At 70.4% G+C, this 18,952-nt stretch carries 15 protein-coding genes; 6 read left to right on the forward strand and 9 right to left on the reverse strand.

Features of this window, described 5'->3' with window-relative positions; translation table 11 throughout:
* Window positions 1–330: 330 nt before the first annotated feature.
* Complete coding sequence (locus OG698_RS27665; protein WP_406106126.1) at window positions 331–1,629, reverse strand: LCP family protein; 1,299 nt, start codon at window positions 1,627–1,629, stop codon at window positions 331–333.
* Between the two features lie 118 nt (window positions 1,630–1,747).
* Between OG698_RS27665 and OG698_RS27670 the strand changes: the two genes are divergently transcribed.
* The gene (locus tag OG698_RS27670) at window positions 1,748–2,296 is read left to right on the forward strand and encodes an acyl-CoA thioesterase (RefSeq protein ID WP_406106128.1); all 549 of its coding nucleotides are present in this window, start codon (window positions 1,748–1,750) and stop codon (window positions 2,294–2,296) included.
* A 23-nt stretch (window positions 2,297–2,319) separates the two neighbouring features.
* On the opposite strand, the gene OG698_RS27675 is transcribed toward OG698_RS27670, so the two are convergent.
* A complete protein-coding gene (locus tag OG698_RS27675) occupies window positions 2,320–3,681 on the reverse strand; it encodes an LCP family protein (protein WP_406106130.1) in 1,362 nt (453 codons plus the stop codon).
* A 237-nt stretch (window positions 3,682–3,918) separates the two neighbouring features.
* Between OG698_RS27675 and OG698_RS27680 the strand changes: the two genes are divergently transcribed.
* Complete coding sequence (locus OG698_RS27680; protein WP_406106131.1) at window positions 3,919–4,947, forward strand: glycosyltransferase family 2 protein; 1,029 nt, start codon at window positions 3,919–3,921, stop codon at window positions 4,945–4,947.
* Between the two features lie 57 nt (window positions 4,948–5,004).
* Here OG698_RS27680 and OG698_RS27685 read toward each other — a convergent pair whose 3' ends face one another.
* The 4 genes from OG698_RS27685 to OG698_RS27700 form a co-directional block, all read right to left on the reverse strand.
* Window positions 5,005–6,672 carry an LCP family protein gene (locus OG698_RS27685; protein ID WP_406106133.1) on the reverse strand — a complete coding sequence of 556 codons (1,668 nt, stop codon included), beginning with the start codon at window positions 6,670–6,672 and terminating at the stop codon, window positions 5,005–5,007.
* An 81-nt stretch (window positions 6,673–6,753) separates the two neighbouring features.
* Window positions 6,754–8,487 carry an LCP family protein gene (locus OG698_RS27690; RefSeq protein ID WP_406106135.1) on the reverse strand — a complete coding sequence of 578 codons (1,734 nt, stop codon included), beginning with the start codon at window positions 8,485–8,487 and terminating at the stop codon, window positions 6,754–6,756.
* 226 nt (window positions 8,488–8,713) lie between these two features.
* Window positions 8,714–10,021 carry an LCP family protein gene (locus OG698_RS27695; RefSeq protein ID WP_406111317.1) on the reverse strand — a complete coding sequence of 436 codons (1,308 nt, stop codon included), beginning with the start codon at window positions 10,019–10,021 and terminating at the stop codon, window positions 8,714–8,716.
* 193 nt (window positions 10,022–10,214) lie between these two features.
* Window positions 10,215–10,970 carry a TIGR03089 family protein gene (locus OG698_RS27700; protein ID WP_383087060.1) on the reverse strand — a complete coding sequence of 252 codons (756 nt, stop codon included), beginning with the start codon at window positions 10,968–10,970 and terminating at the stop codon, window positions 10,215–10,217.
* Between the two features lie 149 nt (window positions 10,971–11,119).
* Between OG698_RS27700 and OG698_RS27705 the strand changes: the two genes are divergently transcribed.
* The 3 genes from OG698_RS27705 to OG698_RS27715 all read left to right on the forward strand — a co-directional run bounded on the left by OG698_RS27705 (window position 11,120) and on the right by OG698_RS27715 (window position 14,795).
* A complete protein-coding gene (locus OG698_RS27705; RefSeq protein WP_406106137.1) occupies window positions 11,120–12,535 on the forward strand; it encodes a peptidoglycan recognition protein in 1,416 nt (471 codons plus the stop codon).
* An 83-nt stretch (window positions 12,536–12,618) separates the two neighbouring features.
* On the forward strand, window positions 12,619–13,701 hold the full coding sequence (locus tag OG698_RS27710) for a sugar phosphate nucleotidyltransferase (RefSeq protein ID WP_406106138.1): 1,083 nt from the start codon (window positions 12,619–12,621) through the stop codon (window positions 13,699–13,701).
* Window positions 13,702–13,784: 83 nt separating this feature from the next.
* Complete coding sequence (locus tag OG698_RS27715; protein WP_406106139.1) at window positions 13,785–14,795, forward strand: DNA-3-methyladenine glycosylase family protein; 1,011 nt, start codon at window positions 13,785–13,787, stop codon at window positions 14,793–14,795.
* A 236-nt stretch (window positions 14,796–15,031) separates the two neighbouring features.
* On the opposite strand, the gene OG698_RS27720 is transcribed toward OG698_RS27715, so the two are convergent.
* From OG698_RS27720 to OG698_RS27730, 3 genes are read right to left on the reverse strand one after another with little or no spacing between them, the layout of a single operon-like run.
* Window positions 15,032–16,339, reverse strand: a complete 1,308-nt coding sequence (locus OG698_RS27720) for a coenzyme F420-0:L-glutamate ligase (protein ID WP_406106141.1) — start codon at window positions 16,337–16,339, stop codon at window positions 15,032–15,034.
* Entirely contained in the window at window positions 16,336–17,295 is a 960-nt protein-coding gene (cofD, locus tag OG698_RS27725) for a 2-phospho-L-lactate transferase (protein ID WP_100597963.1), read from the reverse strand. The genes OG698_RS27720 and cofD overlap by 4 nt, the downstream gene beginning before the upstream one ends.
* A 33-nt stretch (window positions 17,296–17,328) precedes the next feature.
* Complete coding sequence (locus tag OG698_RS27730) at window positions 17,329–17,832, reverse strand: cysteine dioxygenase (RefSeq protein ID WP_399977846.1); 504 nt, start codon at window positions 17,830–17,832, stop codon at window positions 17,329–17,331.
* A gap of 711 nt (window positions 17,833–18,543) precedes the next feature.
* Here OG698_RS27730 and OG698_RS27735 point away from each other — a divergent pair.
* The gene (locus OG698_RS27735) at window positions 18,544–18,807 is read left to right on the forward strand and encodes a WhiB family transcriptional regulator (RefSeq protein WP_093617031.1); all 264 of its coding nucleotides are present in this window, start codon (window positions 18,544–18,546) and stop codon (window positions 18,805–18,807) included.
* Window positions 18,808–18,952: the final 145 nt, after the last annotated feature.

Consider the following 18,952-nt stretch of genomic DNA (forward strand, 5'->3'; position numbering starts at 1 on the left):
CGCCTCTCCCACTCCGTCGGACCTCTTGCCGAGCACCCCCGCACCTCCGCGCCGGGCACCCGCAACTGCAGGCCGCCGATTCTGCGCCATGACCTGGGCCTTGCGGCAAGTCCCCCACCGCGCTATAAGTTGAGAGTGGCAAGGAGAGGGCTCTCCTTGCCTTTGTTTTTTTGCCGTCCAACGGCAGGCGGGACGACTCTTCAGGAGCAGACCGGACGCGGATGGGTGGACGAGCACGGCAACGTGATCGGCGCCGAACGGCCGGAGAGGACCGGGGCAGCAGACCCGGGTCGGAGATCCGGCCCCGGTCCAACTGCCCCGTTTCTTACGTCAGTTGCCCGACACCGTCACCGGCGCGTCGTCCTTGAGCTCGCCCACCAGCTGCTTGACCTTGGTCTTGTCCCAGACGAGGTTGCCGTTGACGGAGCCGGAGACCGGCATGTTCATCGACTTGCCGTCGCCGCCGGTGACGCCCTTCATGGCGAAGAACATCGAGCCGAGGTCCCACAGGCTCATGTCCTTGTCGACGACGAGCGAGTCGAGGCCCGCCCCCATCGTCGGGTAGAGCTTGAACGGGTTCAGGACCGTCGACGGGGTGGCCACCTGGTGGGCCAGCGCCGACAGGAACGCCTGCTGGTTCTTGGTGCGCTGGAGGTCGCTCGCCGCGAACGCGTGGCGCGTACGGACGAAGGCGAGGGCCTGCTGGCCGTTCAGCGTCTGCTTGCCCTTCTGGAAGTCGGCTCCGGACCACTTGTCCTTGAAGCCCTCCTTCAGGTTCATCTCGACGCCGCCGACCGCGTCCACGATCTTCGCGAAGCCGCCGAAGCCGATCTCCGCGTAGTGGTCGATGTGCAGCCCGGTGTTGAACTCGACGGTCCGCACGAGCAGTTCGGGGCCGTCCTCCGCGTACGCGGCGTTGAGCTTCACCTGGCGGCCCTGGTTCGGGTAGAGCTTGCCGGAGTCCGAGCCCTTGTAGGACGGGATGGTGACGTTCGAGTCACGCGGCAGGGAGATCATCGTGCTGCCGTTGTCGCCGGTGTGCAGGATCATCATCGTGTCCGTGCGCTTGCCCTCGGCGGACCCGGTGTGCAGCTTCTTCTTCTCCTCGTCGGACATTCCGGCCCGGCTGTCCGTGCCGACGATGAGGTAGTTGGTGCCCTTGCCGGTCTCGGGCCGTTCGATGACCTTGGAGAGGTCGACGTCGCGGTTGAGCTTCGAGTCGGCCCAGAAGTACGTGCCTATGCTCACACCGAGGAACACGACGACGAGGGTGAGGACGGCCCACTTGATGCGCCGGCGCCAGTTCGGCCGCGGCCGCGGGGGCGCGTAACCGTCGGCCGGGTCGTTGTCGTTCGGTACGTAGCCGCTGCCGCCGCGGCGCCCGCCGCCACCGCCGTAGACCTGGCCGGTGTTGTAGCCGCTGTCGTACTGGTCCCCGTAGCCCTCGCCGTACGAGGGCTGCGCCGGCACCGTCGGCCGGGGCGGCGCGGAGCGGCGGGAGCCGCCGCCCTGTCCGCGCTGCACGTGCGGCATCGCGCGGGCGCCCTCGGGGCGCGCGCCGGCACTGCCGCGACCGTAACCGCGGTCGCCGCCCTGACTGTCGCCCCAACCCTCTGGCCAATCATTCATGGCCACAGTGTGCCGTCCGGTGCTGTGTGCCCCACAAGGGTGGGTGGGGAATCGGACCCGGGCTGTTGCAGAGCTGACACAAAACAACCCGTGTCCTGCCCGGCATAAGGTGGAGGCCATGACAGACCAGGCCCGCGGCACGGAATCCGAAATTCCGGGTAAGCCGACCTCAGCTTCCCGTACGACGTTGTCGCACATCATGACCCATAACGACACCAACCTGCTCGGAACGGTACATGGTGGCGTGATCATGAAACTGGTCGACGACGCGGCGGGCGCCGTGGCAGGCCGGCACTCCGGCGGCCCCGCCGTCACCGCCTCCATGGACGAGATGGTCTTCCTGGAGCCGGTGCGCGTGGGCGACCTGATCCATGTGAAGGCTCAGGTCAACTGGACGGGCCGGACCTCCATGGAGGTCGGGGTCCGGGTCCTCGCCGAGCGCTGGAACGAGTCGACGCCGGCGCAGCAGGTCGGCTCCGCCTACCTCGTGTTCGCCGCGGTCGACGGCGACGGCAAGCCGCGCTCGGTGCCGCCGGTCCTGCCGGAGAGCGAGCGCGACAAGCGGCGCTACCAGGAGGCCCAGATCCGCCGCCAGCACCGGCTCGCGCGCCGCCGGGCGATCATGGAACTGCGGCAGCAGCGCGCGGCCGACGGCATCGAGGACTGAGCCCTTCCGGAGGCGGACCGGCGTCAGCCGCACACCACCTGGTCCCCGGTCACCGCCCCGAACTCGCCCTGGCGCGAGTCCTCGGCCCGCACCGCGCGCACGGCCTTGAAGTCCGGGCCGGCCAGCACCTTCAGTACCGCACCCTGTCCCTTCACCGCCTGCAGCTGCGCCCCCGGCAACGCCGTCGCCAGCGCCTTCGCCGACTGGTCCCAGCGCGGGTCGTAGAGGATCGCCGTGTGCTGGGCGGTGCGCTGCACCGCGTTCATCGGCGTACCGCTCGTGCGGAACCCCGTCCCCCGCAGCCCCGCGTCCACCTTCCTGCCGAGCCCCGGCGTCATCGTGCCGTTCTCGACCTGGACGCGGATCTGCTGCGGGGCGACGCCGACGACCGTCTCCTTCTTCTTCGTGTGGTGCACGGCGAGCGGTTTGTCCTCGCGCAGCGCCTTGAACAGCTTCGTGGACTTCGCCGGGTCCCACTTCACCGTCGAGCCGATGCCCTTGACCGGGAAGCTGGCTTCGCTGATCGGCACGGTCGTGAACTCCGACGACGACGGCGAGAACCCCTGCATCGCCTGTCCGAGCCCGACCATCTGGTCCGTGCCGAACCCCTTGTCCGCGCGCACGGAACTGAGCAGCGTGTGGGCCACATCGCGGAATTTCACCGGGTTCAGGAGCACCCCGGACGACGTGGCCTTCGCGATGAGCGCGGCGAGGAAGCGCTGCTGGCGCTGCATCCGGCCCAGGTCGCCCGCCCCGTCGGTGTGCCGGGCGCGCACGTACTGGAGGGCCTGGCCGCCGTCGAGCGTGTGCGTGCCGACGGCCATGTCGAGCCCGGTGTACGAGTCCTTGAGCGGATGCGCCGTGCAGATCTCGACGCCGCCGAGCACGTCCACCGTCTTCATGAAGCTGGTGAAGTCGACCTCCATATAGTGGTCGATCTTCACGCCGGTCATGTGCTCGACGGTGCGCACGGTCAGATGGGGCCCGCCCTCCGCGTACGCCGCGTTGAGCTTCACCGGGTGCTGGTGGTGCTGCTCGCCCGTCGTCTGGTCGGTGTGCGGGGGGATCTCGGCGTACGAGTCCCGGGGCAGGCTGACGATGCTCGCGCGGTCCTTGTCGGCGGAGAGGTGCACGATCATGATCGTGTCCGTGCAGTGACAGGGAGCTCCGCCCAGCCGGTACTGCTTCCTCTCCGCCGGGGTGATCTTGTCGCGGCCGTCGGTGCCGACGAGCAGCACATTCATCCCGTGGCCGCCGGAGGGACGGTTCTTCATGTCCTTGAAGGGGTCGATGCGGTTGATGTCCGTGTCGAGCCCGGTGACGATCGCGTGCCCGATCCCGGCGGCCGCGAGCACCGTGACCGAGACCGTCGTCGCCACCCGCATGGCCCACCGCGGCTTCCTCCTCCGTACGGGGGCGGGCACGGGGGGACGATGGCGCTCCTGCCGTGGGGGACGCGGCGGGCGTGCGGGGGAGCGGGTCGGCGGAGTGGGCACGTGGGGACACCTCCGAGAAGGTGGGCGTGGGATCGCGAGCACCGTAGGCCCATACGATCTCCTGCCCGCGGCAGTGACCACGGCGGCGCGCGCCGGTGTCCCCCATTAGCGGTAACGTGACGCCTGATGAACGCGAATTCCGACAAGCAGCTTCCGCCCGTATCGGTGATCATGCCCGTCCTCAACGAGGAGCGGCACCTGCGCGGAGCCGTCGAGGCGATCCTGGCGCAGGAGTACGGCGGCGAGATGGAGGTCGTGGTCGCGCTCGGCCCGTCCTCGGACCGCACGGACGAGATCGCCGCGCAACTCGTCCGCGAGGACCCCAGGGTCCACACCGTGGCGAACCCCACGGGCCGTACGCCCGCGGCGCTGAACGCCGCGATCGAGGCGTCCCGCCACCCCATCGTGGTGCGCGTCGACGGGCACGGCATGCTCTCGCCGAACTACATCGCGACGGCCGTCCGCCTCCTTGAGGAGACCGGCGCGCAGAACGTCGGCGGCATCATGCACGCCGAGGGCGAGAACGACTGGGAGAACGCGGTCGCCGCCGCCATGACCTCGAAGATCGGCGTCGGGAACGCGGCCTTCCACACGGGCGGCGAGGCCCAGCAGGCCGAGACCGTGTTCCTGGGTGTCTTCCGGCGCGAGGCGCTCGAACAGCAGGGCGGCTACAACGTGGAGTTCATCCGCGCCCAGGACTGGGAGCTGAACTTCCGCATCCGCGAGGCCGGCGGCCTGATCTGGTTCTCGCCCGAGCTGAAGGTCTCGTACCGGCCGCGGCCCAGCGTGAAGGCGCTCGCCAAGCAGTACAAGGACTACGGCCGCTGGCGCCATGTCGTCGCCCGCTACCACGAGGGCTCGATCAACCTGCGCTACCTCGCGCCGCCGGCCGCCGTGTGCGCGATCGCCGCGGGTGTCGTCGTGGGCGCGCTCGTGACGCCGTGGGGCTTCGTGATCCCGGGCGGCTACCTGGCGGCCATCGCGGCCGGTTCGGTGCCGGCCGGCAAGGGGCTGCCGCTGAAGGCGCGCCTGCAGATCCCGGTCGCGCTCGCCACGATGCACATGTCGTGGGGCTGGGGCTTCCTGACCAGCCCGCGCTCCCTCGCGAAGAAGGTCATCGCGTCGCGCCGCCCCGCGGTACTCAGCGAGGCGTGAGCCTTACGTCTGCCGGCTCCGGGGCCGAGCAGCTCGGCCCCGGAGCTTTGGCCCGTGTCACCAGGTGAAGTTCTTGTTCACCTTCATGCAGGCCTTCTTGTCCGACCCGTTGAGCGCGAGCGCGGTGTCCGGGGTGGTGTCGTCGTCCTTCGAGGACTTCGGGTAGGTGTTCCCCTCCCGCCAGTCGTCGCCCACGATGAGCGTCACCCCTGAGACGCCGGTCGACTGCTTCACCGAACTCAGCGGAACACCAAGGGACTTGGCGACCCGCTGGGCATCGCCCTCCAGGTCGACGCTCGGGAAGCGGATGACCGTCTTCTCCTCGCTCAGCGACACCGACTGGTCGGCGGACGCCTTCGTGAAGCCCTTCGTGGCCAGGATCTGAGACACCGTGCTCGCCCGGCCCGACACCGCGGGCAGCTCCGCCGTCCGCGTGCCGTTCTGCACCTGCACCGCGATCTCGCCGTCGGGCGCCGCCGGGTCGTCCGACTCCTTGGGCGGCGCCTTCTTCTTGTCCTTGCCGTCCAGGGCCACGTCCTCGCGCACAAGCCGGAACAGCTTTTCCGCGTCGCCCGGCTTCGGGGCCACGCGCACGCCCACGTACACGAACGGCATCGTCGTCATCGTGATGCGGTCCGGCGCGGGCTTCTTCAGCTCGTTGCTGAGGTCGTAGAGCTTCTTGACCGTGTCGAGGCCCTCGTCGACGCGGAGCGCCTTGGTGGCCTCCTCGGCGAGGGTGCGCAGCTTGCCGGGGTTGGTGATGGTGGCGTTCTCCCGCATCTGGCGCACCATCGAGTTCATGTACATGTGCTGCGCCTTGGTACGGGCGATGTCGCTGCCGTCCTCGAAGCCGTAGCGCGTACGCAGCCACTGCAGAGCCTGCTTGCCCTTGACCGGGTGTGTGCCCTTCGCCAGCTTCAGGCCCGAGCCGTGGCCCTCGCTGTCCTTGGAGAGGATGTTGGCGTCCACGCAGACCGGTACGCCGCCGATCGCGTCCGCCATGGAGACCACGCCCGCGAAGTCGACCATCATGAAGTGGTCGATGTGGATGCCGGTCAGCAGTTCCCAGGTGGCCACCGTGCAGCCGGGGCCGCCGCGGCCGAGCGACGTGTTCGTCATCTGCCGCCCCACCGTGGCCGGGTACTCCTTGCCCGTCTTCGGGTCGGTGCACTTCGGCAACTGCAGCAGTGTGTCGCGCGGCATGCTCACCACCGACATGTTGGTGCGGTCCGCGGACAGGTGGACCAGCATCTGCACGTCCGCGAGCGGTACGCCGCCGAAGGTCTCCTTGGCGCCGCCGAGCTTCTGGTTGGCCTTGGTGTCCCGCGCGTCCGAGCCGATCAGCAGGATGTTCAGCGGGGTCTGGCCCGCCGCGTTCGGCGTCGGCTTCGCCGCCTGGTGCTCGCCGATGTTGAGCTTGTCCGTCTTGATGTTGCTGTTGAGATGCTCGTACCAGAGATAGCCCGCTCCCGCGGCGCCGAGTATCAGTACGGCGAGAGTGATCGAGAACCAGCGCAATATCCGGTGTCTGCGGCGCCGCGGGCGCGCGCCGCCGCGCCGGTGCCCGCGCGGCCTGCCGCCGTCACCCTGCCCTTTGCCCTGCCCCTGTCTGCCCTCGGGCCCCCCGGCCTCGTGCGGACCGGCGCCCCGGCCCGGATCACCCGAGCCGACCCGCTGACGGTCCTGTGCTCGCGGCCCGTCCCCACGCACACTGCTCTGCCTCATGCCCCACCCCTCCCGCCCCCGGCCTACACCTCGGCCGCCCCGATCCTGTCTGTTAGACAGTCAAGAGGCGGCCGAGGTTGGTCACTTGGCGCACACAGTCTTGTCCGCTGTCGCCTTCTGGATGTCCGCCGGCGCCTTGGCCGGGGCGGCGATGGGTGTCCCGGCCTCCTTGAAGTCGGCTCCGAGGGTCAGGATCATCGCCGGCAGACCCTGGTCGTTCTTCTCGCTCTTGCCGGGCTTCATGGCGGACGAGGGCAGCCCCATGATGTCGGCGAGCTTGCGGGCCTGGTCGGCCTGGTCCGGCGAGTACTCGAGCGTCGTCTTCGGCAGCTTCTTCGGCGCGTTGCCCAGCTGGCTCGACTTGAGGACGCCCTCGTTGTTCTGCAGCCACGTCAGCGTCGCCTGCGCGGCGCCGACGGTCTCGCTGCCGTTGTAGATGTCGACCCGGACCTCGGAGGCGTCGGCGCGGGAGCCCTTGAGCAGCGCGTCCTGCTTCGACTTGGCGGCCTTCTTGTCCTTCGCCACCTCGGTCAGGGACACGTCGTCCTGGAGCATCGCGAACAGCGGGTCCGCCTTGGCCGGGTTGACGACGACCGTCGCGTGGACCTTCTCGGCGGGGTTGTCTATCACGGGCAGCGTGGTGAAGGTGATGTTCTTCGGCGGCACCTTCTTCAGCTCCAGGGCCACGTCCTTGAGCTCGGTGAGGCTTCCTATCCCGCTGTCCACGGTCAGCGCCTTGGTCGCCGCCTCGGCCAGGCCCGTCAGCTTGCTCGGGCTGGTGAGCGTGTCGCCGGAGCTCATCTTGCGCATCAGCGATCCGAGGAACTGCTGCTGCTGCTGGATGCGGTCCAGGTCGCCCTGGTTGCCGAAGCTGTGCCGGGTGCGCACGAACGCGAGGGCCTGCTCGCCCTGCACGGTGTGCTTGCCCTTGGAGAGCTTCAGGTGCGAGTCGGGGTCGTCGACGTCCTTGGCGAGACAGATGTCCACACCGCCGACCGCCGTCGTCAGCGTCTTGACGGCGTTGAAGTCGGCCATCATGAAGTGGTCGGGCTGAACTCCCGTTATGGCCTTGACCGTTGCCATCGTGCAGCCCGCGTCCCGGCCGCTCTGGCCGAGGCTGGTGTTGAAGCGGGTGTCAGGCGTTCCGCCGATCGTCTTCAGCACCCCGTCCTCCCTCACCTTGCAGTCCGGGATGTCGGTGATGAGGTCGCGCGGGATGCTCAACGCGGTCGCGTTCGAACGGTCCTTGGCCACATGCAGCAGGATGTTGGTGTCCGCGTGGCCGACGCTGTTCTTGTCGCCGTAGCCCGCGTTGCCCTTGCCGGTGCGCTTGTCCGTGCCGATCAGCAGGATGTTGAACGCCTCGTCCTTGCTGAAGCCGTTCTTCGCGCCGACGACGTCCTGCTTGTCGATGTTGCCGTCGAGGTGGCGCAGATAGAGATACGCCCCGCCCGCGCCGGCGACCAGGACGAAGGCCATGACGCCGCCCGTCCACAGGAGCGCCTTCTTGCCCTTGGACTTCTTCTTGCTCTTGGACCGGCGCCTGCCGGCCGGCTCCGGCTGCGGGGCCCGCCGCCTGCGCTGGCCGGGCACTTCGCGGCTGTCCTGTTCCTCACGGGACCTGCCGTTCTGCCGGGTTTGCCCGGTCTGTCCCCGTCGCCCGGTGGGGCGTTGGGAAGACCTGCGAGGTCCGGGTACGGCCGACTGCCCAGAGGAAGGGTTCAGTCGCAGTTCGTAATCGCCGGTGTTCGGGTTGAGTACCCACTGGTCTGCGGGGTCGATGTTGTCCGCCCGCCCACGGCCTTGCGCGTCCACGGTTGTCTGCATCCTCCGTCGGGGCCACGCGGCGCCTTGTCCCCCTCAAGAAGGCGCTCGGTCAGTCGGTAAGCAGTGCGCGACCGTCGTTGGCCGGGTGCACCGGATCGCTCACACTATCCGCCCAGTTCAGCGTCGAGCGACGGTGGTGACAAATTACACTTCCCTACAACTGGGCAATCCGTCCTATTTCTTTGGACGTGATGCGAACCCCTTGGGTATCGCTTTACCCGCAGGCATCCTGAGCGGCTGTGTTGCCGCGGAACGTGGGGGCCGGGGTGGGCGACGAACCGGGTGACGAACCGGACGACCCGGACAATGCGAAGGGGTCGCCGGGCTTCTGGGCGCTCCGGCCGGCGCCGCCCTCGCCGTCGTCGAATCCGTCGTGCTCGTACGCCCTGTTGTCCGTGCCCGTGGTGTCCGTGTCGGAGCTGTCCGTGCCGGAGCCGTCGGAGGAACTCTGGGTGGTGCTCTCCTGCGGTGTCTTCCTGGCGACCACCACGGGGGCGTCGGTGCGCAGTTGCGTGAAGAGCTGCTCGGCGGCGGGCTGGACGAGCTGGTCACGGTTGGCGTTGAGGACGTAACTGCGCCGCGGCACCGTCAGGAATTGGACGCGTTCGGTCGGAATGTTCCGGATGCCGCGTACGAGGTTGTAGAGGCCGCGCAGACTGGCGAGCCCGGGGTCCGTGGTGAGGGACGAGGTTCCCGCGTCGAGCACGGGGTACAGCTTCGCCGGGTTGAGCAGCACCTGGTTGCTCTGCACTTTGTTCACCAGGGCGCCGAGGAACTGCTGCTGGCGGTCCATCCGGTCGGTGTCGCTGCCGTTGCCGAGGCTCTTGCGGGCCCGCACGAAGCCGAGCGCCTGCTCGCCGTCGAGGGTCTGCTTTCCCGCGGGCAGCTTGAGGCGCGCGGCGCGGTCGTTCATGGGCTCCTTGAGACACACCTCGACGCCGTCGACGGCGTCGACCATGTCCTTGAACCCGCTGAAGTCGACGACCATGTGGTGGTTGATGCGGATGCCGGTGAGCTTCTCGACCGTACGGATCGTGCAGGCCGAACCGCCTTGCTCGAAGGCGTAGTTGAACATCGAGAACATGGGGCCGGTGCGGGTGCCGCCGTGTGCGCGGCAGCTCGGTACGTCGACCATCAGGTCGCGGGGCAGCGAGACCGCGATGGCGCTTTTGTGGTCGGCGGAGATGTGCAGCAGGATCGTCGTGTCCGAGCGCTGGGTGCCCGAGTCGCGGCCGTACTTGCGGTTGTCGGCGCCGGACCGTGAGTCGGAACCGATCAGCAGGATGTTCTGCGCGCCGGCCACGAGCGAGGTGGGCCGCTCCTTCTCGTAGCGGGCGAGCTCGGCGGCCGCGTCGGTGTCCTCGGTGATGTTCCCCTGGAGCTTCTCGTAGACCGCCCAGCCGGCGCCGCCCGCGGCGAGCACCGCCACGCCGACGCCGATCGCCGTGTACCGCAGCCAGCGCTTGTGCCGCCGGGCCGTGCCCGCTCCCGTGGGGGACGAGCCCGCGCCCGGCCCGTGCATGACCGGCCCCGCGGCGTCGTCGCCGGGGTGCTGCGGTTCCGGGGGCGTGCCTGCGGGATCGGTCACGTGAGTCCACCCCTCATGGCGACGACGGTGCGCAGGTGCGCCCCTTCGACCATCGCCCGGCGCGGCGCCCGGGGCCCGGCGGCCCAGGGGTGGACGGGGCCGAACGGGTGACGCCGGCCCGGGTGTCTCAGCGCGCGGTCGCCGAGACCCGCTCGTTCTCCACCCGCTTGGCCAGGGACTCCTCGTCCAGGCCGTCGAGGTGGCGGCACAGGACGACGGAACCGCCGGTGGCGAGCGGCGCGTAAAGACCCGCGCTCAGACCGCGCCAGGTGTCGTACGGGAGTCCGGACAGCAGGCGCGAGCCGGGGCCCGTCAGGCCGAGGTCCGTGGCGTCGGCCCGCGCCTTCTCGACGACCTCGGCGCCGGTGAGCTCGGCCCCCGCGACGACGAGCGCGGGTTCCTCCGGGTCCACGGGTGCGAACGGGGCGAAGCGGTCGCCCTGCCCCGGTACCTCGACCGCGTAGTCGACGAAGCCCTCCGGCGGCTGCGGGAAGCGGCCGCCGAGCGGACGCAGCGCGAGCGCCACCCGTTCCCCGGAGCAGGCGCGCGCCTTGTCCAGGGAGTCGGGGCCGCTGACGACGATGTCGGCGGCGGCCGGGTCACCGCCGACATCGGCGACGACTCCGACGGACGCGCACGCGAGCAGCCAGACGGCGCTCTGCCAGTGCGCGGGCAGCAGCAGCGCGAGCCGGTCGCCGGGCTGCGCGGCGAGGTCGCCCTGGAGGAGATTGGCGGTCTTGGCCACCCAGTTGGCGAAGGTGGCCACGGACAGTTCGACGCGTTCGCCCGTGGCGTCGTCGTAGAAAGTCACCAGTGGGCGTCCTGGATCGGCGGCGAGCGCGGATCGCAGCAGGTCGGCGGGGGTGCGGTCGGTGGCGTTCACGGGCGCAAGGGTACGCGGGGCGCGCGGCGGTGTGGGGCCGACCGGGGGAACCACACCGTCGTGTCGGCCCGATGTGCCGTCAATTCCCCTGCCCACCAATGACACTTCCCGATGGACAGATATACACCACTATGTCCACGATCATTGGCATGCGTGGATTCCTCACTTCCTCGATCGGCGTCGCGTCCGCGGCAGCCCTCACCCTTCCGCTCGCGCTGTCCTCCGGAGCCGGGGCAGCCACGACCCCTTCGGCCGCCAGAGCCCTGACCGCCGAAGCCGTGTCCGGCAGCACCCAGTCGCTCCCCCTGACCGTCCTGCCTCGCGACCGCGACCTGCGCGCCCCAGGTGAACAGGGCCTGCCCCGGCGCGATGTGCGCCCCTTCTCGCTCGTCGGCGTCGTCTGGAAAGACCCGGCCTTGGCGCTGGAGGGCAGCGTCCAGGTGCGTACGCGCGCCACGGGCACCGCCCGCTGGTCCGGCTGGCAGGACGTCGAGACCCACAACAGCGACCATGCCCCCGACCCCGGCACGGCCGAGTACGACTCGGGCCGGCTGCGCGGAGCCACCGCCCCGCTGTGGGTCGGCGCGTCCGACGGCGTCGAGGTGCGCGTGCGCCCCCAGGCGGCCCCGGCACACCGGACCGCCGGATCCTCCGCGAACTCCGCGAACTCCGCCGCTCAGGCCCCTCTGCCCAAGGGCCTGCGCCTCGAACTGGTCGACCCCGGAGAGGAGCCCCCGCCCGCCGGCGAGCCCGCGCCCGGCGATGAGCCCGTGCCCGGCGGCGCCCCCGTCGAAGACCCCCGCTCCGGCGTGCTGACCGCCGAGTCCGCCGCCGCCTCCGCCGTCAACGCCGACCTGGCCCCCCTCGGCGCCGACGCCATCCCCGCCCTCGGCAAGAAGGAGACCGAGAGCGAGTTCATCGAGGCCGGCGGCGGCGAGGCCGACGCGAAGGTCGGCCCCTACATCGGCCCGCGCCCGCGCATCGTCACGCGCAAGGGCTGGGGCGCCGACGAGAACCTGCGCGAGCGCGAATTCGGCTACACCTCGAAGGTCAAGGCGGCCTTCGTGCACCACAGCGCCACGGGCAACAGCTACAAGTGCTCGCAAGCCCCTTCAGTCATCCGCGGTATCTACCGCTACCACGTGAAGAGCATGGGCTGGCGCGACATCGGCTACAACTTCCTCGTCGACAAGTGCGGCAACATCTACGAGGGCCGCGCCGGCGGTGTGGCGAAGCCGGTCATGGGCGCCCACACCCTCGGGTTCAACACGAACAGCATGGGAGTCGCGGTCCTCGGCACCTTCGACTCCTCGAACCCGCAGGCCGCCGCGGTGGACGCCATCGCCCGCCTGACGGCCTGGAAGCTTGGCCTTTACGGGGTGAATCCGAGCGGTAAGACATATCTCACGTCAGCCGGTGGCAATCTGTACCCCAAGGGGAAGAGCGTACGACTGAACGCGATCTCGGGGCACCGGGACGGCTTCGCGACCGAGTGCCCGGGGCGCCGCCTCTACGACAAGCTCGGCACCGCCCGGTCCACATCGGCCAGTCTCCAGGGCCGCTGACGCCCGGCCGCACCGCACAGTCTGCATACACTGGCCGGCCGAAAGGCAGTTCGACCGGCCCCAGCAGGAAGCAGAGACGACAGGTGACAGAAGCGATCCTCCTGGTCGGCGGCAAGGGCACCCGACTACGACCGCTCACCGTGAACACACCCAAGCCGATGGTCCCGGCGGCGGGCGTCCCGTTCCTCACCCACCAGCTGGCCCGGGCGAGAGCGGCGGGCGTCGAGCACATCGTGCTCGCCACCTCGTACCTCGCCGAAGTCTTCGAGCCGTACTTCGGCGACGGCTCACGCCTCGGACTGCATCTGGAGTACGTCACCGAGGAGGAGCCCCTCGGCACCGGCGGTGCGATCCGCAACGTCGCCTCGCGGCTCCACTCGGGACCCGACGACCCGGTCCTCATCTTCAACGGGGACATCCTCACCGGCCTCGACATCCGCGCCCTGGTGGACGAGCACGAGACCACCGGCGCGGACGTCTCCCTGCATCTGTCCCGGGTCGAGGACCCGCGGGCGTTCGGCCTGGTCCCCACGGACGCGACGGGCCGGGTCAAGGCGTTCCTGGAGAAGCCCCAGACGCCCGAGGAGATCGTCACCGACCAGATCAACGCGGGCGCCTACGTGTTCCGCCGCTCGGTCATCGACACGATCCCCACGGGCCGCCCCGTCTCGGTGGAACGCGAGACGTTCCCCGACCTGCTGGCGTCCGGCGCCCATCTGCAGGGCATGGTCGACTCCACGTACTGGCTGGACCTGGGCACCCCCCAGGCCTTCGTGCGCGGCTCCGCCGACCTCGTCCTCGGCCGCGCGCCGTCCCCGGCCGTCCCCGGCCGGCGCGGCGACAGCCTCACGCTGCCCACCGCCTCGGTCGCCCCCGGCGCGAAGCTCACGGACGGCACGGTCGTCTGCGAGAACGCGACGGTCGGCGAGGGCGCCCGCATCTCGGGCAGCGCGGTCCTCGCCGGCGCGACGGTCGAGGCGGGCGCGGTCGTCACCGACTCCCTGATCGGCCGCGGCGCCCACGTGGGCGCCCGCACGGTCCTGACGGGCGCGGTGATCGGCGACGGCGCGACGGTCGGCCCGGACAACGAACTCCAGTCGGGCGTACGGGTGTGGTGCGACGCCCGGATCCCGGCGGCGGCGGTGCGCTTCTCCTCGGACCAGTAGGGGTCGTCTCCTCGGACCAGTAGGGCCCGGCGAGGCCGACCCCCTACGCTGCAAGGAGCACCCCACCACCCGACGAGGACCCCTTGGCCGGCCGATACGCCCCCCGCCCCACGCGCACCACGGTGCGCGGCGGCGAGACCGTCGTGCCCAGGGCCGTCCTGCCGCGCCCGGCGACCGCGGCGCAGACCCGCCGCTGGACACCCAAGGGCCCGTTCGACCTGGGCCTGACCCTGGGACCGCTGCGCCGGGGGCCCGCCGACCCCGCCTTCCGCGTCACACCGGACGGCTCGGTCTGGCGGGCCACCCGCACGCCCGAGGGCCCCGGCACCCTGCGCGTGGCCCTGCGCGGCACAGCCGCCGAAGCGGAGGCATGGGGCCCGGGTGCAACCTGGCTACTTGCCCAACTTCCGCAACTTCTCGGTGAGTTGGACGAACCCGAGGTGTTCGAGCCCCGCCACCGGCTGGTCGCCCACGCCCACCATTACCGGCCGGGTCTGCGCCTGCTGCGTACGGGTCTGGTCATGGAATCGCTGATCCCGTCGATCCTGGAACAGAAGATCACGACGGAGGAGGCGTACCGCGCCTGGCGGATCCTGCTGCGTACGTACGGCACCCCGGCACCCGGCCCCACCGCCGGGCTCGGCCTGCACGTCATGCCGGAACCCCGTACCTGGTCGCTCATCCCGTCCTGGGAGTGGCACCGCGCGGGCGTGGACAACAAGCGGGCCTCGACCATCCTGCGCGCGGTGAAGGTGGCCCGCCGTATGGAGGAGGCCGCGGCGATGACCCCGGCCGACGCCCGCGCCCGCCTCGAACTGATCCCCGGCATCGGCCCCTGGACCTCCGCCGAGACGGTCCAGCGCAGCAACGGAGCCGCCGACGCCGTGACGACCGGCGACGTCCATCTGCCGGGCATCGTCGGCTACGCGCTCGCCGGCAACCGCGACGCGGACGACGCGGAGATGCTGCGGCTCCTCGCCCCGTACGAGGAGCAGGGCCAGCGCCACCGCGCGGCCCGCCTCATCCTCCTCAGCGGCCGCACACCCCCGCGCAGACAGCCGAAGATGCGCCGCACGAACATCGCCGACTGGTAACCGGTCCTCCAGGGCCCGTCTTCAGATTCCCGCCTGCCCCGCGGCGGACGAGGGGAATGTGAAGACAGGCCCTAGGGGGTGTCCGGCGGATCATGGCCGGGGTCGAGACGCCTGGCACGGCACCTCGCCGCGTTGCCGAAACGTCCGAATAGCTCCGCTATTAGGACGCTCCGGCGCCTTGCGATGCACCGCGCCAGGCGCCGCGACCTATCCGACCCTGATCCGCCGGACACCCCCTAGCGCACGACCACGAAGTCACCGGCGTCGCGCGCCGGGCGCTCCGCAGGTGCGACGGCCGCGTGCCCCACGGCCACGGCGCCCATCGGGTCCCACTCCTGCGGAAGCCCGAGCACCTCGCGTACGACATCGCGGCAGAACATCGTCGACGACACCCACGCGGAGCCGAGCCGCTCACCGGCGAGCGCGACCAGGAAGTTCTGCACGCCCGCGCCGGCCGCGACCACGAACATCTCCCGCTCGGCGGCGTCCCGGCGCGCGTGCCCGTACGTGTGCGATCCGTCCATCACCATGCACGGCACGACCAGATACGGCGCCTGGCGCAGCACGTCACCGCGGCGCACGCGCTTGGCGACGGACTCCTCGCTCTTGCCGTCGCGCCGCAGATCCTCGATCCACGCGTCCCGCATCGCGTCGAGCAGCCGCACGCGCGACTCCTCGGATTCCAGGAGCACGAACCGCCACGGCGTCGTGTGGTGCGGGGCGGGCGCGGTCACGGCCGCGGCGACCGCGCGCCGCACGGCTCCCGGGTCGACCGGCTCGTCCGTGAAGGCCCGCACCGTACGCCGCTGGGTCACGGCCTCCCGTACGGCCTCGGACGTGCCGAGCCGGAACATGTCGTCCCGCGCCACGCGCACCAGCTCGCGCGCCCCGGTGCCCTCGCCCACCACGTGCGCGAGCCCGCGCACGACGGCGACGGGCAGCCCGGCCGACTTGCCCTTGACCAGGTCCCCGGCGGCGGCCAGCTCGTCCGCCGTGGCGACGACCGTGGCGCTGAGGGGATTGCCGTACGCGTCCGTGCCGCCGCGCAGGTCGTCGAGGACGTGCACGCCCGCGGCGCCGATGGCGACATCGGTCAGGCCGTTGCGCCAGGGGCGGCCGAAGGTGTCCGTCACGACGACCCCGACGTCCACGCCGAGCGCGTCCCGCAGCCCGTCCCGGATCGCCGCGGCCGACGCGTCGGGGTCCTCGGGCAGCAGCAGCACCGTGCCCGCGGGCGTGTTCGACGCGTCGACGCCGGCCGCGGCCATGACCAGGCCCAGCTTGTTCTCGACGATGCGCAGGGGGCCGCGGCGCGCGACGACCCGTACGGTCTCGGCGTCTATGGCCGCCTCGCGGTCGGTGGCCTCGACGATCCGGCCCTCGGCCTTGCTGACGATCTTCGAGGTGACCAGTAGTACGTCCCCGTCGACGAGGCCGGGCTCGGCGGTGGCGATCAGCTTGGCGAGGTCGTCGCCCTCGCGGACCTCGGGGATGCCGGGGAGCGCCCAGGCACGGAAGGAGGGAGCGGAGGGAGTGTCACTCACGCGCGGACCTCCTCCGCGAGCGTGAGCGCCTCACGCGCCATCTGCGTCGTCGCGTCCAGGTCGGACATCATCAGCGGCACCGCGCGGCAGCGGATGCCCGCCGACTCGACGCGCTCCACCGTGCCCGCGTCCACCGTGTCGACGAGCCATCCGTCGAGCAGCCCCGACCCGTAGTGCTCGGCGACCGCGGCGGCCGTCGAGTCGACACCCACGGCGGCGAGGACCTTGTCGGCCATGCCGCGCACGGGCGCGTCCCCGACGATGGGCGACAGGCCGACAACGGGCACACCGGCTTCGGCGATGGCCTCGCGGATGCCCGGCACGGCGAGGATGGTCCCGACGCTGACGACGGGGTTGGACGGCGGGAAGAGGATGACGTCCGCCTCGGCGATGGCCTCCAGGACACCCGGCGCGGGCTTGGCCTGCTCGGCGCCGACGGGCACCACGGCGTGCGCGTCCACAGAGGCCCGCAGCTTCACCCAGTACTCCTGGAAGTGCACGGCCCTGCGCTCCCCGTCGAGGGTCACCGCCACATGCGTCTCGACGCGGTCGTCGGACATCGGGATGAGCCGCACGCCGGGCTTCCAGCGCTCGCACAGCGCCTCGGTGACCGCGCTGAGCGGATAACCGGCGCCCAGCATCTGCGTACGGACGATGTGGGTCGCGAAGTCCCGGTCGCCGAGACCGAACCACTCGGGCCCCACCCCGTAGGCGGCCAGCTCCTCCTTGACCAGATACGTCTCGTCCGTACGTCCCCAGCCCTGCTCCTCGTTGATGCCACCGCCGAGCGTGTACATCACCGTGTCGAGGTCCGGACAGACCTTCAGGCCGAAGAGATGGATGTCGTCCCCGGTGTTGCCGATGACCGTGATGACCGCGTCGTCCGGCGCCGCCTGCTTGAGACCGCGAAGGAACCGGGCACCACCGATGCCGCCTGCCAGAACCACAATGCGCATGTGTCCAGCATCGCAGGCGGGTACGACACTTCGTCAGGCGGTCACGGCATCCTGCGTGGCGTCGCTGACGCAGCGGGGGGCGTGCATGGGCATCTCGGTGAGCCCGGGGTAGTACACGTGGAGGCTGACTGCGGGCTCCAGCGCGTCGTTGACGACCTCGTGGACGTAGCCGGGGGCGAAGACGCGCTGTGCGCCGGGCGCGAGGGTGCGGGCGCCGCGCTCCGAACGCTCTGTCAACTCGCCCTGGAGGACGGTCAGTATCCCGGAGGAGCGGCCGTGGTCGTGCAGACCGCTGCCCTGTCCGGGCACCCAGGACAGGAGCCAGACCTCGTAGCCGGGGCCGGTCTGGAGCCGGTGGTACCAGCGGCTGGCGGCGTCGTACTCGACGAGGTGTTCCCACCGGCCGCGGTCGGCGGCGATGGAGCGGGCCAGGCCGGCGAACTCGGCGACGGTGGCCGGGTGCTCGCGCGCGGGCTGGAGCAGGTGGGGTACTTCGAGGATGTCGCCGGCGATCTGCAGGTCGCTGTCACTGTTCATGGGTACGGGGGTTCCTCGGCGGAGTGCGGGGTGCGGTGTGCTGGGGGTGTCGCTGGACGGCGCCCGGCACGGATGAACTGCCGGGGGAGTGGAGCGCGGTGGAGCGAGGAGATTCAGCCGGAGCGCGGTGGGCTCAACAGCTGGGACAGCAACAGCAACAGCGCGCGTGGGCAGCACCGAGGGACCCGGGTCGGGTCACGGAAAGCGCCAAGTTCGCGAGCATGCCCACCAGCACACCGGTTCATTCCTCCTCTGTCAACTAGGTGTCCGGATTGTGGGATATGTTTCACCTCATCCGGTTGTCGTGCCAGGCGAAAGGTTTGTTCAGCTTCTGGCCGGGACACATGGCGCATCAACCGGGCGCACAAACGCCGTCGCGCTCCCGTGATCCGAATGTGATCCGGAACGCTCCGGCGCCGCTCCCGGAACGGGGTCAACGCCCCAGGCGTCCACCCCTGCAGAGGCCCGCGCGAGGTCTGCCGGAGCTCTTGGGGGAGCGACGGCCGGGATGAGCCTCTGGCAAGTGTCAAGGTTTATGCCGATATGAACACTTTCCGCATACCCTTGGTTCCGCAGAGTGAATAAGGGGCCCAATAGCAGATCTCGGCTTGACTGGCCCGGATCGGCACACTTGTAATTTCACTCGTGTCGTTCAGCCGAAAACGGTAGCGGCAGCATCACGGGGACGCACAGACGGACGAGGGGCGCACTATGACCGAGTCGTTTCAGCAACTGCTGGTCGAGGACGCGGAAGAGGAACTCGGCTGGCAGGAGCGCGCGCTGTGCGCCCAGACCGACCCCGAGTCGTTCTTCCCGGAGAAGGGCGGCTCCACCCGGGAGGCCAAGAAGGTCTGCCTCGCCTGCGAGGTCAGGTCCGAGTGCCTCGAGTACGCACTGGCCAACGACGAGCGGTTCGGCATCTGGGGCGGCCTCTCCGAGCGGGAGCGGCGCCGTCTGAAGAAGGCCGCCGTCTGAGCCGCTGTCGGAGCAGCCGTCCGAAACGACGAGAACGACAGGCCTCGGCAAGGACCGCAGCAGGATCCACCGAGCACCGCCCCAAGGACCGCAATAAGGACGCCGTCCGAAGACTCTTTTCCGCGTAGCGATCGGCCCGTCGCCC

This window comes from Streptomyces sp. NBC_01003 (assembly GCF_045162695.1).
GTDB lineage: Bacteria > Actinomycetota > Actinomycetes > Streptomycetales > Streptomycetaceae > Streptomyces.

Bases quoted from the DNA above. Each gene is read 5' to 3' on its own strand.
- OG698_RS27685 (WP_406106133.1), bottom strand. From the start codon at position 6,672: ATGAGGCAGAGCAGTGTGCGTGGGGACGGGCCGCGAGCACAGGACCGT.
- OG698_RS27735 (WP_093617031.1), top strand. From the start codon at position 18,544: ATGACCGAGTCGTTTCAGCAACTGCTGGTCGAGGACGCGGAAGAGGAA.
- OG698_RS27675 (WP_406106130.1), bottom strand. From the start codon at position 3,681: ATGCGGGTGGCGACGACGGTCTCGGTCACGGTGCTCGCGGCCGCCGGG.
- OG698_RS27730 (WP_399977846.1), bottom strand. From the start codon at position 17,832: ATGAACAGTGACAGCGACCTGCAGATCGCCGGCGACATCCTCGAAGTA.
- OG698_RS27665 (WP_406106126.1), bottom strand. From the start codon at position 1,629: ATGAATGATTGGCCAGAGGGTTGGGGCGACAGTCAGGGCGGCGACCGC.
- OG698_RS27705 (WP_406106137.1), top strand. From the start codon at position 11,120: ATGCGTGGATTCCTCACTTCCTCGATCGGCGTCGCGTCCGCGGCAGCC.
- cofD (WP_100597963.1), bottom strand. From the start codon at position 17,295: ATGCGCATTGTGGTTCTGGCAGGCGGCATCGGTGGTGCCCGGTTCCTT.
- OG698_RS27670 (WP_406106128.1), top strand. From the start codon at position 1,748: ATGACAGACCAGGCCCGCGGCACGGAATCCGAAATTCCGGGTAAGCCG.
- OG698_RS27680 (WP_406106131.1), top strand. From the start codon at position 3,919: ATGAACGCGAATTCCGACAAGCAGCTTCCGCCCGTATCGGTGATCATG.
- OG698_RS27695 (WP_406111317.1), bottom strand. From the start codon at position 10,021: ATGCACGGGCCGGGCGCGGGCTCGTCCCCCACGGGAGCGGGCACGGCC.